The following is a 12,325-nucleotide window of genomic DNA, read 5'->3' on the forward strand; positions in this document are numbered from 1 at the left end:
GCTCCCCACCCTCCGCACCGGCCGGCACGCCCCCGCAAGCCCAGGGACGAACCGGGCGTCGAGCGCGGCTACGGGCGCTTCCCGCGCGGTCTGGCGCTGCGGCTCTTCGTCTACGTGGTGGCCGGTCATCTGCTGGCCGGCTTCCTCTTCCTGCTGTTCGAAGTGGGCGGCGGCGAGTAGGCCAGGGCGACGAGCGGCGGCGAGTAGGCCGAGGCGACGAGCGGCCGGGGCGAGGAGGCGGGTGCGGCCGTTCCTGCGCCGCGTGCGGGTCCGCCGGTTCGGCCGGGGCCGAAACGTCACCGTGCGAGCCTGCCGTCATGACTGTGCACTCCTACGCCACACATCTCGTCTGGAACGGTTCGACCCGGCCGGGCTACGAGAGTTACCCGAGGGAGCACCAGGCGGTCGCGCCGCCTGCCGCCGCACGGGTGGACCTCAGCGCCGACCCGGCCTTCCGCGGAGACGGCGAACGGCTCAACCCGGAACAGCTGCTCGTGATGGCGGTCGCCTCCTGCCAGCTGCTCTCCTTCCTCGCGCTGGCCGCCCGGCACCGGATCGACGTGGTGGACTACGAGGAGGAGGCCGAGGGCACGATGGACGACGCCCGGCAGCCCGCCCGGATCGGCCGCATCAGGCTGGCACCGGCGATCCGGGTCTCCCCGGGCACCGATCACGAGCGGGTGCGGGAGCTGTTCGCCCGGGCACACGAGGGCTGCTTCATCGCCAATTCCCTGACCGCGACCGTCACGCTGGAGCCGGCCGTCCTGGACGCGTGAGCCGGCCGGGCCGCCTCTCGTCGCGGCCACTTCGCGCAGCCGCTTTCCGGGCGCCGCGGTCAGGTGCCCGCCGGGCGAGGGGCGGTAGCCGGAAGGAGGCGGAGTTTCTCGTCGCTCTCGGTGCCGGGCGTCGCCGTGTAGACGAGGAGCGCCTGCGCCTGCTCCGGATCGAGGAGGACCTGGCACTGCAGCTCAAGGACGCCGAGTTCGGGGTGGCGGAACCTCTTCGGATCGACGCGGGGCGCGCTGACCTCGTGGGCGCTCCACCAGCGGGCGAACTCCTCGCTGGTCTCCAGCAGCTCCTCGACGAGGGCCTCGGCCCGGCTGCCGCGGCCCTGCCGCGAGTAGGCGCCGCGCAGCTCGGCGGTGAAGAACCGGCTGTGCCGGGGGTGGTCCTCCTCCGGGTAGAGCAGCCGGGCGGCGGGGTCGGTGAACCAGCGGCGGAGGAGGCTGCGGTTCGGCCCGGCGAGGCGCGTCTCGTCCCCGACCAGCGCCGCGGCCAGCGGTGTCTGCCACAGCGTCTCGGCCAGGTCGGTGACGACCTGCGCGGGGGTGTCACCGAGCCGGTCGAGGATGCGCATCAGCCCGGGTGCGAGGTGGTCGGAGCCGAGCCGCGGTGGGGCGTTGTGCCCGGCGATGCGGAGAGGTGGTCGCGCTCGGCCAGGGACAGCCTCAGCCCGCAGGCCATCGCCGCGAGCATCGCGGGGGACGGCTGCGGTCCACGCTGCTGTTCGAGGCGGCCGTAGTAGTCGGTCGACATGCCGCTCAGCGCAGCCGCCTCCTCCCGGCGCAGCCCGCGGGTGCGCCGGCGCGGGCCGCGGGGCAGCCCCACGTCCTCGGGCTGGAGGGCTTCCCGCCGGACGCGCAGGAAGTCCGCGAGCTGTGCTCGGTCCACTGTTCTTCCTTCCTCGGAGCGGCTCTGGGAGCGCACGTCAGAGCAGCATGCCGCCCGACGCCTCGACGCGCTGCCCGGTGATCCAGGCGGTGCCCGGGGCGAGCAGGGCCGCGGCGGCGGCCCCGATGTCGTCCGGTTCACCGACCCGGCCCATGGCGGTGACCGTGCCGAGGGCGGTCCGCGCCGCCGCGTGGTCGCGTACGGAGCCGCCGTTGAAGTCGGTGGCGGTGGCCCCCGGTGCGAGGGCGTTGACGGCGATGCCGCGCGGCCCCAGCTCCTTGGCCAGGTAGCGGGTGAGCACCTCGACGGCGCCCTTGGCCGCAGCGTACGCGGAGGTCTCGGCGGCGATGAAGCGGGTCAGTCCTGTGGAGACGTTGAGGATGCGTCCCCCGTCCCTGAGGAGGGGCAGCAGGGCCTGGGTGAGGAAGAAGACGCCCTTGACGTGGACGCCCATCAGCCCGTCGAAGTCCTCCTCGGTGGTCTGGGCGAACGGTTTCTGGACGCCGTGGCCCGCGTTGTTGACCAGGGCGTCGAAGTCCTCGCGGTCCCAGTGCCGCTTCAGGGCGTGGCGCACGGCCGTGGCGAAGTCGGAGAAGGCGGAGGTGTCGGCGGTGTCCAGCCGCAGGGTCACCGCCGTCCGGCCGAGCGCGCGGACGCGCTCCGCGACCGCCTCCGCCTCGTCGGCGTGCGAGCGGTAGGTGAGCAGGACGTCGGTGCCCGCCTCGGCGAGGTGCAGTGCGGTGCTGCGGCCCAGCCCGCGGTTGGCGCCGGTGACGAGAGCGATACGGGTCATGGTGGCCGTCCTTCGTTGTGGTGGGTTTCTCCCTCTCCACGGTGTCGCTCCCCGGTGGCGGGAGGAAGGCAGCACTTGTCCAGGGACCACCGGTCCCCCTTTCACCCGCCCGCACCCAAGTAAGAGGCCACCCGGCTCGCGTCGGCCACCACGGGCGGAGCCGTGCGCGCGTGGACGGCGGCTACGTCGACTCGATCCTCCCCTGGCCGGGTGCGCCCCGCAGGCGACCCGGGCGCGGGGCGTCGAGCGGGCCGCGGCTCCGCACCGCGGTACCCGTTTGCCGGAGCGGCAAAAAGCCTCGTGGATCCGTGCACGGCCCCGCAGGATCAGTCGTGAACCGCCGCCTGCCGGACCGGGACATCCGGTGCGGAACGCGTCCGGCGCGGCACGCGTCCGGCGCACGGGACGTGCCCTGCGGGTGCACGGGCTCGGGCGGCCCGGCCGGAACACAAGGAGGACCGATGCCCTCGCACACCATGAACGTCACCCACCGCCTGGTGCCGACCCCCGCGGGCCGAACCCATCTGGTGGAGCAGGGCACAGGACCACTGGTGCTGCTCGTCCACGGATTCCCCGAGTCCTGGTACTCGTGGCGGCACCAGTTGCCGGTGCTGGCCGCCGCGGGCTATCGGGCAGTCGCCCTCGACGTCCGCGGGTACGGCCGTTCGTCCGCGCCCTCCGACCCCGCCGCCTACCGGATGCGCGCGCTGGTGGAGGACAACGTCGCGGTGGTACGCGCCCTGGGCGAGCGGTCGGCCGTGATCGTCGGGCACGACTGGGGGTCTGCCATCGCCGCCGACTCGGCGCTGCTCGAACCGGACGTCTTCCGCGCGGTGGGACTGCTGAGCGTCCCCTACGCGCCGCACGGCGGTCCACGCCCGAGCGAGGTCTTCGCGCAGATGGGCGGGGAGGAGTTCTACGTCTCCTACTTCCAGGAGCCCGGCCGTGCCGAGGCCGAGATCGAGCCGGACGTACGCGGCTGGCTCGCGGGCATCTACGCCGCTCTGTCGGCCGACACGATGCCGCCCTCCGACGCACCCGACCCGCACTTCGTCGGCGCGGGCGGAACACTGCGTGAGCGCTTCCCCAGCGAGCTGCCCGGATGGCTCGGCCGGCACGATCTCGACGTCTATGCCGGGGAGTTCGAGCGGACCGGCATGACCGGGGCACTGAACCGCTACCGGAACATGGACAGGGACTGGGCGGACCTCGCCTCCTTCAACGGCGCCCCCGTCTCCCAGCCCGCGCTGTTCGCAGGCGGCGGACGGGACGCCTCCACCACCTGGATGTCCGACGCGATCGCCGCCTACCCCACCACCCTGCCGGGGCTGCTCACCAGCCGGATCCTGGAGGACTGCGGCCACTGGATCCAGCAGGAACGCCCCGCCGAGATCAACGAGCTGCTGACCGACTGGCTCGCCGCCCTGCCCTCCTGAAGATCCGCTCGGCGCGCTCGGGCCCGCGTTCGGTCCGCGGGCCCGAGTTCAGTCCGCGGACCCGAGTCCAGCCCGCGGGCCCGAGTCCAGTCCGCGGGCCCGAGTTCAGTCCGCGGCCCCGCCGGCGGGCAGCGCGGCGTCGACCCGGAAGCCTCCGTCACCGGTGGGCCCGGAATCGATGGTGCCGCCGCTCAGCCGTACCCGCTCGGCCAGCCCGAGCAGTCCGTGCCCCCCGCTGGGCAGCAGCGGCCCCTGACCGTCGGGTGCGGCGTCCACGGGACGCCCCGGCGGGCCGTTGACGATCCCGACGCGTACGGCCTCGGAGGTGAACGCCAGGCGGATGTCCGTCGTGGCACCCGGTGAGTGCTTGTGCACGTTGGTCAGTGCCTCCTGCACCACGCGGTGGGCGGCTCTCTCCACCGGTTCGGGCAGCGCCCGCGGCCCGCCCTCGACGTGCACGCTGACCGGCAGCCCGGCGGTCCTGGAACTGTCGGCGAGTTCGGTGATCCGTCCGACCACCGCGTCGGAAGGGCGCCGTTCTCCGGGAGCGGAGGACGGATCGGCACCGTCCGCGACGGCACCGGCGTCGGCGCCCTCGGGCCGCGCCAGGACTCGTGCGGGCTCCGGACGGTCAGTCGCGGGCTCCGGACGGTCAGTCGCGGGTTCCGGCGCCCTCTTCGCCTGCGTGTCCGGACCGTCTCTGAGGACGCCCAGCATCTCGCGCAGTTCGGTCAGGGCGCGCCGCCCGGCGGTCTGGATGATCCGGGCCGTGTCGGTCGTCACCTCGGCGTCGTGGGCCACGGCGCCGAGCGCGTTGGCGTGTACGACGATCAGGCTCACCTGGTGGGACACCACGTCGTGCATCTCCCCGGCGATCCGCTGCCGCTCCTCGGCCCGCGCGGCCTCGGCGATCAGCCGCTGTTCGCGCTCGGCGCGCTCGGCGCGCTCGACGAGGCCCGCGAGGACGGCTCGCCGCTGCCCCACGTACATCCCCAGCAGCAGCGGCACCAGTACGACCAGGACGAAGTTCACCGTGAACCAGGTCACCAGCACCCGCGGGTTGGACCACGCGTCGACGCTGCGGGGCGCGGTCATCACCAGGCCCGCCCCGGCGGCCACCCACGCGGTCCGGCGGCTGCGCGGGCCGCGGTAGGCGCCCTCGGCGTAGTAGGCGCACGGCGTCACGAACATCGAGACATGGAGGGCGTCGGCGAGGAGCGCGGCGGCGAGCACCGGTTCGGGCATCCGGCGCCGCGCGAGGAGCGGCAGTGCGCTCACGGCGGCGAGCACCACGTTCGCCCAGGGAGTGGCAGGGCCGAGGTAGGGATTCTTGAGGCTGTTCCAGACGGAGGCGAGCAGTACGAGCCCTGTGAGTACCAGGTCGGCGGCGCGCGGCGTCAGCAGCGGCGCGCGCGGGGCGGGCCGCTCGGGGAGCCCTGTGGCCGCGCGCGGGTCGGCAGGCGCGCGCGGGTCGGCCTGCGGCAGCACGGCCCAGGAACGCAAGATGTCACGGAGGGGACGGGTGCGGCTCGTGGTACTCACCCGGCGAGCATAGGAGGCCGCGGCGACGGCGAGCACAGCGGTGGTCGGCCCGCGCTCACAGCCCCTCTCCGAGCGCGGCCACAGCCCTCTCGCCGTGCCCTGCCTCGCGCAGGGGACCGCGCACGTCCCGGTCCAGGTCGGGCAGGAAGCCCAGCAGGACGTCGGCAGGGGCGGTGATCTCCACCCGGCGCAGCGCGGCGGGCAGGAGCAGCGTCCCGGCCGCCTCGAGGGTGTGGCGGCCACCGGCGCTGAGGACGTCCGTCGCGGGCCCGGCGTTGCTCAGTACGACGGCGCCGTCGAAGGTGCGGACGAGAGGCAGCGGCCGGTGCGTACGCAGGCGCTCCAGCGCGAAGTACGGTCCCGCGCACAGGACGCGCCGCTCCACTCCCGGCGGCGCGGGAAGGGAGAGCCCGGGGTGGAATGCGGGGCGTGGCCGCGGGTTCCACTCGTCGAGGAGCGCCTCGATGTTGGCGTGCCACTCGGCGTCGCCCAGCGGCCGTCCGTCCTCCATGCGGTGGCGCATCGCGTGCTGTTGGAGGTCGGAGGTCTGTTCGATCTCGTAGACGAGGGTGCCGGGGCCGAAGCTGTGCAGGGTGCCTGCCGGAACGTAGAGGGTCTCACCGGCACGCACCGGCAGGCGTCGCAGCACCGCGTCGAAGTCCTGCGCCAGCAGTGCCTGCCGCAGCTGTTCCCGGCCGACACCGGGGCGCACACCGGCCAGGGCCGTGGCCCCCTCGGCGGCGTCCAGGATGTGCCAGGCCTCGGTCTTGCCGTTGGGTTCCCCCTCCCGTCCGCGCGCGTCGGCGTCGTCCGGATGGAGGTGGACGGGCAGCGCGTGGTGCGCGTCGATGAACTTCGTCAGCAGCGGGAAGCGCGGCCCGCGCCAGCCGTCCCCGACCAGTTCGTCCGGGTGGCGCAGGGTCAGCTCGCGCAGGGAGCGGCCGGCGATCGGGCCGTCGACCACGGTGGCCTGGTCCCCCTCGACGTCACTGACCTCCCACGTCTCGGCGACAGGACCGTCGGGCAGGCCACTGCGGCCGAGCCTGTCGGGCAGGGCCCGGCCGCCGAAGACGTGCTGTTTGACGGGCGTCGAGAGCCGCAGCGGGTACCAGTGCATGACTGGCACCTTCGCGGCGCGGGCGGGCCGGTACCGGTTCCACGGGCGGCTTCACCCGATCGGGCGGCACCGCGCCGGCCCCCGCGTAGTGACAGGGTGCCGGCGGCACCGCGCCCGCACCGCGTAGTGACAGGGGGCGGGAGGCGACGCGAGTCAGCTCGTCGGGTTGTGGGCCAGGACGGCTTCGAGAAGGCCCGGTTCCGCCCCGGGGAAGTCCATCGGCACGATACCGAGGCCGGTCGTGCCCGCGAACTCGGAGCTGTCGAGGAGCTCCCGCACCTGCGGGTTGAGGCGGTCGGCGTTCGAGGCGGGCGGCAGCCCGGCCGCCGTGCTGACGAAGTTGACGTAGAAGGGCCCGGGCTCCGCGGCGGCCTGGCGGAACTGCTCGGCGATCCTGGGGTACTTCGCGAACGGTTCCGCCTGGTAGTCGTCCTGGACGTCGAAGACCTCCGGGTCGGCCCACCGCACCCCCGGCAGCCCCCCGTTGTCGGCCAGCAGGACGACCTTGCCGCGGGCCTCGCCCAGGGTGGGCAGGGTGTCTTCCATCAGGAAGAGGGAGCGCCAGCCCTTCTCGTCGAGGTAGACGTCGAAGATCTGCCGGAACTCCTCGTCACCGACCGAGGAGTACTCCTGCTTGACCCGCATGAGGACCGTCTCGTCCGGATGCGCGGCCAGGAAGTCGCGGCAGGCGATCAGCACGTCGCCGAACATGAGGTGCTGGTAGAAGGCGCCGTGGTGGATGGCGAACACGCCGTCGATGGCCCGGCAGCGGACGTCGAGAAAGCGGACCCCGGCCGCGAGCTGGTCGGCGATCAGGGTGTCCTGGCACTCCGTCCAGGGCCCGCCGAACCGTGCCCCGGAGTCGTGGGTGCCGGGGATGGTGAGCGTGTGCAGCGCTGTCGACGGCGCCAGCGCCGCCATCCAGTCCTGCGGCCCCCGGCGTGCGCGAGAGCGCTCGCGGGTGGCGCCCTCGGCCACGGCGACGCCCGTGCCACCCGCGTACGCCAGCATTCCGGCGGCGGGCACCACTGCCGCGTTCCTGAGAAATCTGCGCCGGTCCATTCCCAGCTCCCCTCCCGTTGCGTGCGGCCCCCTCCGGGGCCCTCGACGTGAACCTACTGGATCTTGAACTGGTGCTGGAGGCAGGGAAGTCCGCTGTGGCGCAACTGTTGCGAAGAGCGCGCGGCCGGGCGCCCACATGCGCGGGACGAGGCGCACCAGGACGGCCCGGCACTGCGGCTGACAGGTGCCGCCCGCGCCCCGCGAGGCCCGCCGCCTTGCGGGGCTTCCGGCTGCCCGCACCGTACGATCGTCCCGACCGGCAGGCTCGGGGATACCCGCTCGGGCGCGGCCGGAACCGGCGGCGCGACCGCCGGGACACACAGCGGGAGGGGACGGAAGGGCGGGGAGGATGGATGAACGCGCCTGAGAGTCCGGCACCCGCCGCCGGGAGCGTCGCCTTCCGGTCCGCGGAGGGCCGGTGGCTGCTCGCGGCGACGGTCCTGGGGTCGGCCATGGGGTTCCTCGACGCCACCGTCGTCAACGTCGCGCTCCCCGCGATCGGACGGGACGTGCACGCCGACGTCTCCGCGCTGCAGTGGGTGCTGGACGGCTACCTGCTCACCCTCGCCGCGCTGATCCTGCTCGGCGGCTCCCTCGCGGACCGGTACGGGCGCCGACGCGTCTTCACTCTGGGCGTCGGCTGCTTCGTGCTGCCCTCCGTGCTGTGCGCGGCAGCCCCCGACGCGGGGACCCTCATCCTCGCCCGGGCGCTGCAGGGCGTCGGCGCCGCGCTGCTCACCCCGGGCAGCCTGGCCCTCATCCAGGCGAGTTACCGTTCGGCCGACCGGGCCAGGGCCATCGGTACCTGGTCCGCGCTGACCGGAGTGGCCTCCGCGCTCGGCCCCCTGCTCGGCGGCTGGCTCATCGACGCCTTCTCCTGGCGGTGGATCTTCCTCCTCAACGTCCCGATCGGGCTGGTGGTCGTCGCCGTCACCGCCCGCCACGTCCCCGAGAGCCGCGCCCCCACCGCCGCGGGCCACCTGGACGTGCGCGGCGCGGCGCTGGTGACGGCCGGGCTCGGCGGCGTCACCTACGCCCTGATCGAGGGGCCCCGCGGCGAGTCGCCCGGCTGGGTGACGGCCCTCGCGCTGCTCGCCGGTCTCGCCGCGCTCGCCGGTTTCGTCCACACGGAACGGCGCGCGGAGAGCCCCATGCTCCCTCCCGGTGTCTTCCGCGCCGGGCAGTTCCTGAGCGCCAACGCCGTGACCTTCGTGGTGTACGCCGCGCTGGGCGGCGTCTTCTTCCTCCTCGTCGTCTTCCTCCAGACCTCGCTGGGCTACAGCCCGCTGGCGGCCGGCGCGGCCTCGCTGCCCGTGACGCTGCTGATGCTGGCGCTCTCCTCACGAGCGGGCGCGCTGGCACAGCGCGTCGGCCCGCGGCTCCCCCTGAGCGTGGGGCCCCTGCTGCTGGCCGCGGGCATGCTGCTGATGCTGCGCATCGGCGTGGACGACGGCGACGGCCTCGCCGGCTACGCCACCTCGGTACTGCCGGCAGTCCTCGTCTTCGGGCTCGGGCTGGCCACCACCGTGGCACCCGTGACCGCCACGGCGCTGTCGGCCGCACCGCCCGGCCACTCCGGGATCGCCTCGGGCGTCAACAACGCCGTCTCCCGCCTCGCCCAACTCGCGGCCGTCGCCGCCCTCCCCCTGCTGGCCGGCATCGGCGGCGGGGACTTCCAGGACCCGCGCGCCCTCGCGGACGGCTTCCACACCGCCATGCTCATCACGGCCGCCCTGGCGGCGGCCGGCGGCCTGCTCGCCTGGGCGACCGTCCACCGCGACGTCCTGGAGACGGACGCCGGGCCCGCACCGGAACCGGCGGAGGAGCCCGGGTCCGGCGAGGCGGCCGGCTGTCCGTACGAATGCCCGGTGGCGGGCACACCGCTGCGGGCCGGAACGCCTCCCCATGAGCCGCCGCCCGGCCGGGGCCACACCAGGGCCCGGCCAGACGGGGAGTAGGGACGCAGAGAAACGACGTCCCGCACGTGTCGCGCCGGGACGCACACGGGCCGACGCGCGTACGTTCGTGCGCAGGGCACCGTCAGCGGCAGCCACGCACCGTCCCGGGCAGCTACGAGGTCGATGGAGTCCGCGTGCGGATTTGTGCGTACGTCACCGCGCCGGCGAGGGCGCTCGTCGCGCTCGCCGCGCTCCTGGCACCGCCGCAGGGCGCGGCACACGCGCTGCCGGCCGCGGCGCGCTCGCTGCCTGCCCTACCGGCGCCAAGCCTGTCGAGGGCGACTCCCTCGGCGCCAGGCGCGGCCGAGTCGGGACCTGGGGCGCCGGTCCCGTCGGCGTCGGCCGCCGGACGCGGACCGACCACGGGCCCGGACCCGGACCCGGGCCCTGCACCGGAACCGCAGCTCCCCGGCTCCAGCCGCGGATTCGGCCGGCCCTACGAGGGGTTCGCCCCCGCCGGCACGGTGCTGCGCCGCACCACCCCCGGGCGGGCGGGCCTCGATCCCCGCCCCCTCGACGCGTTCGCGCGGCAGCTGACCGAGTGGACCGACCCGGCACGCGGCGCCGGGTACCTCTTCCCCGGCGCCACCGCGCTCCTCGCGCACGAGGGCGCCGTCGTCGCCCGCCTCGCCCGCGGCGACGCCCTGCGGTACGGGCCCGACGGGCGTGAACTTCCCCCCGCGGAGCGCGTGCCCGCCCGTACCGACACGGTCTACGACCTGGCGTCCCTCTCGAAGCTGTTCACCTCCCTGGTGGCGGCGCAGCAGATCGACGCCGGGCGGCTGCGGCTGGACGCGCCCGCCGCCCGCTACCTGCCGGCGTTCGCCGCAGCGGGAAAGGGCCGCATCACCATCAGGCAACTGCTCACCCACACCTCCGGCCTGCCGGCCGACCCCAGACCACCGCTGTGGCAGATCTCCGGCGGCCCCGAGGCCCGCAGCCGGGCTGTCCTGCGTGCCGCACCGCTCAACGCGCCAGGAACCCACTACCGCTACTCCGACCTCAACATGCTGAGCATGCAGTTGGTACTGGAGAAGGTCACCGGGCGGCGGCTCGACACACTCGTACGAGAGGGCATCACCGAGCCGCTGGGCATGGCCCACACCGCCTACAACCCCCCGCGCTCCTGGTGGCCGCGCATCGCCGCCACCGCCAACCAGTACCGTCCCGACCGCGGCGGCCCGCTGCGCGGCTCCGTGCACGACGCCAACGCCTGGGCCATGGGAGGCGTCGCCGGACACGCCGGGGTCTTCTCCACCGTGGACGACCTGGCCCTCCTGGCCCAGGCGCTGCTCAACGGCGGCACCTACCGGGGACACCGCATCCTCAGCGAGCACGCCGTCACCCTGCTCGAACGCGACTACAACCGGCGCTTCCCCCGGCACGACCACGCCCTCGGCTTCGAGCTGAACCAGCCCTGGTACATGGGCGGCCTCACCGCGCCGCGGACGCTGGGCCACACCGGCTTCACCGGCACCTCGCTGGTGATCGACCCCGCCTCCCGTTCCTTCGCGATCCTGCTGACCAACCGCGTGCACCCCGACGACACGACCCCCTCAACCAACCCGGCGCGCCGGGCCGCCGCCACAGCGCTCGCCCGGTCGGTGCCCGCGCGGCCACCGGCGGGCGGACGCTCCTGGTACGCCGAGCCCGGAAGCGGAACCGGCGCCACCCTCACGACCTCGGCGCTGCACGCGGACGGCCCGTTGACCGTCAGCTACCGCGCACTGGTCGACAGCGGCGCCGGGGGCGGCCTGGTGCTGGAGCAGTCCACCGACGGCGGAGACACCTGGCGCGCCGTCCCCGGTACGGAGCTGTCCGGACACGGCGCCCGAACCTGGCGGCGGGTGCAGGTGCCCCTGGATGCCGTCCCCTCACCGGCGGGCCTGCGCCTGCGCTGGCGCTTCACCGCGGCCGGCCCGTGGGAGGGCCGCGGCGCGGACGTCGCGGGAGTGCGGGTCACCGACGCGGCACGGGTACTGCTCGAGGGCGACTGCCCCCACGCGCCGCTGAGCGCGCACGGCTGGCGCCCCCTGCCCCGCCCCTGGCCGCTGGCGCCCGGCACGGGCCTCACCCCGGACGCCGCATCCTGCGGCGCCGCCCGCTGATCCAGCCGGATCCGGACGGAAGACCCTAGTCGGACCGTTCCGCGCTCTCGCGGTCGCCCGTGGCGTGCACCGCCAGCAGAGCGAGGCCGCTGAGCAGGACGATGCGGGTCGCGGACTCCAGCCCGTTCCACTTCTCGGACTGCCACATGGCGAACCACTCCCCGCCGATGGCCAGGAAGCCCGCGCCGAACAGCAGAAGGAGCATCGACAGACCGGCGGTGGTGACGGCACGTGCCCGACCGGGGTCGCGTCGCAGCCACAGCCATGTCCCGGCGAGCAGGACGAGTGCCGAAGCGGTCTCCCAGACGATGATGGCGATGTATGCCGCGTCCTGCCAGGCGCGCGAGGTGACGGCACGCCACATCAGGTCCTCGTCGCGGAAGGTGGTGTCCATGGCGAGGACGTGCCGCACGAACTGCTGGTTGGTGTCGAAGTCGGTGATGTTGCCGAAGGCGACCAGTGCGATGTAAAGGGCTACCGAGGCGGTGAGTACCGTGGCGGCCAGCCGGCGGGACGTGAAGCGGCCACGCCGTCGGGGAGCCGCCGCCCCGTCGCCCTGGTCGCGGAGATGATCCGGTGAAACGCTCATGATCAGAACTATCGCTGGTGTGCGGCCGTCCCTGCCACCCCCTTCGTGC

At 74.3% G+C, this 12,325-nt stretch carries 10 protein-coding genes and 1 pseudogene; 5 read left to right on the forward strand and 6 right to left on the reverse strand.

Going from position 1 to position 12,325, the window contains the following annotated elements; genetic code table 11:
- Together AB8Z75_RS23375 and AB8Z75_RS23380 are read left to right on the forward strand one after the other, a co-directional pair.
- The coding region (locus AB8Z75_RS23375) for a DUF6126 family protein (RefSeq protein WP_369205081.1) at nucleotides 1-180 on the forward strand (180 nt) is incomplete at its 5' end.
- 137 nt (nucleotides 181-317) lie between these two features.
- Nucleotides 318-776 (forward strand): OsmC family protein, encoded by a 459-nt coding sequence (locus AB8Z75_RS23380; RefSeq protein ID WP_369205083.1) that lies wholly within the window; start codon nucleotides 318-320, stop codon nucleotides 774-776.
- Nucleotides 777-835: 59 nt separating this feature from the next.
- Here AB8Z75_RS23380 and AB8Z75_RS23385 read toward each other — a convergent pair.
- Both AB8Z75_RS23385 and AB8Z75_RS23390 read right to left on the reverse strand, forming a co-directional pair.
- Nucleotides 836-1,671: pseudogene (locus AB8Z75_RS23385) on the reverse strand (helix-turn-helix transcriptional regulator).
- A gap of 37 nt (nucleotides 1,672-1,708) precedes the next feature.
- Nucleotides 1,709-2,464, reverse strand: coding sequence for an SDR family NAD(P)-dependent oxidoreductase (locus AB8Z75_RS23390; RefSeq protein ID WP_369205085.1), 756 nt, complete (start codon nucleotides 2,462-2,464; stop codon nucleotides 1,709-1,711).
- A gap of 461 nt (nucleotides 2,465-2,925) precedes the next feature.
- Here AB8Z75_RS23390 and AB8Z75_RS23395 point away from each other — a divergent pair, with 461 nt between their 5' ends.
- Entirely contained in the window at nucleotides 2,926-3,900 is a 975-nt protein-coding gene (locus tag AB8Z75_RS23395) for an alpha/beta hydrolase (RefSeq protein ID WP_369205087.1), read from the forward strand.
- Nucleotides 3,901-4,005: 105 nt separating this feature from the next.
- Here AB8Z75_RS23395 and AB8Z75_RS23400 read toward each other — a convergent pair whose 3' ends face one another.
- The 3 genes from AB8Z75_RS23400 to AB8Z75_RS23410 all read right to left on the reverse strand — a co-directional run bounded on the left by AB8Z75_RS23400 (nucleotide 4,006) and on the right by AB8Z75_RS23410 (nucleotide 7,570).
- The gene (locus AB8Z75_RS23400) at nucleotides 4,006-5,442 is read right to left on the reverse strand and encodes a sensor histidine kinase (RefSeq protein ID WP_369205089.1); all 1,437 of its coding nucleotides are present in this window, start codon (nucleotides 5,440-5,442) and stop codon (nucleotides 4,006-4,008) included.
- A gap of 55 nt (nucleotides 5,443-5,497) precedes the next feature.
- A complete protein-coding gene (locus tag AB8Z75_RS23405; protein ID WP_369205091.1) occupies nucleotides 5,498-6,559 on the reverse strand; it encodes a type I phosphomannose isomerase catalytic subunit in 1,062 nt (353 codons plus the stop codon).
- A 153-nt stretch (nucleotides 6,560-6,712) separates the two neighbouring features.
- Nucleotides 6,713-7,570: a phosphatidylinositol-specific phospholipase C gene (locus AB8Z75_RS23410; RefSeq protein WP_369205099.1), complete on the reverse strand. Its 858-nt coding sequence runs from the start codon at nucleotides 7,568-7,570 to the stop codon at nucleotides 6,713-6,715.
- 404 nt (nucleotides 7,571-7,974) lie between these two features.
- Between AB8Z75_RS23410 and AB8Z75_RS23415 the strand changes: the two genes are divergently transcribed.
- Both AB8Z75_RS23415 and AB8Z75_RS23420 read left to right on the forward strand, forming a co-directional pair.
- Nucleotides 7,975-9,579: an MFS transporter gene (locus AB8Z75_RS23415; protein WP_369205093.1), complete on the forward strand. Its 1,605-nt coding sequence runs from the start codon at nucleotides 7,975-7,977 to the stop codon at nucleotides 9,577-9,579.
- A gap of 134 nt (nucleotides 9,580-9,713) precedes the next feature.
- Complete coding sequence (locus AB8Z75_RS23420; protein WP_369205095.1) at nucleotides 9,714-11,687, forward strand: serine hydrolase domain-containing protein; 1,974 nt, start codon at nucleotides 9,714-9,716, stop codon at nucleotides 11,685-11,687.
- Nucleotides 11,688-11,712: 25 nt separating this feature from the next.
- Here the strand turns inward: AB8Z75_RS23420 and AB8Z75_RS23425 are convergent, their stop codons facing one another.
- Complete coding sequence (locus AB8Z75_RS23425) at nucleotides 11,713-12,276, reverse strand: DUF2165 domain-containing protein (RefSeq protein WP_369205097.1); 564 nt, start codon at nucleotides 12,274-12,276, stop codon at nucleotides 11,713-11,715.
- Nucleotides 12,277-12,325: the final 49 nt, after the last annotated feature.

Origin of the sequence: Streptomyces sp. PU-14G (genome assembly GCF_041028275.1) — a bacterium.
GTDB lineage: Bacteria > Actinomycetota > Actinomycetes > Streptomycetales > Streptomycetaceae > Streptomyces.

Coding starts and splice junctions, on each gene's coding strand:
- AB8Z75_RS23425 (WP_369205097.1), bottom strand. CDS start 12,276: ATGAGCGTTTCACCGGATCATCTCCGCGACCAGGGCGACGGGGCGGCG.
- AB8Z75_RS23405 (WP_369205091.1), bottom strand. CDS start 6,559: ATGCACTGGTACCCGCTGCGGCTCTCGACGCCCGTCAAACAGCACGTC.
- AB8Z75_RS23380 (WP_369205083.1), top strand. CDS start 318: ATGACTGTGCACTCCTACGCCACACATCTCGTCTGGAACGGTTCGACC.
- AB8Z75_RS23390 (WP_369205085.1), bottom strand. CDS start 2,464: ATGACCCGTATCGCTCTCGTCACCGGCGCCAACCGCGGGCTGGGCCGC.
- AB8Z75_RS23415 (WP_369205093.1), top strand. CDS start 7,975: ATGAACGCGCCTGAGAGTCCGGCACCCGCCGCCGGGAGCGTCGCCTTC.
- AB8Z75_RS23395 (WP_369205087.1), top strand. CDS start 2,926: ATGCCCTCGCACACCATGAACGTCACCCACCGCCTGGTGCCGACCCCC.
- AB8Z75_RS23410 (WP_369205099.1), bottom strand. CDS start 7,570: ATGCTGGCGTACGCGGGTGGCACGGGCGTCGCCGTGGCCGAGGGCGCC.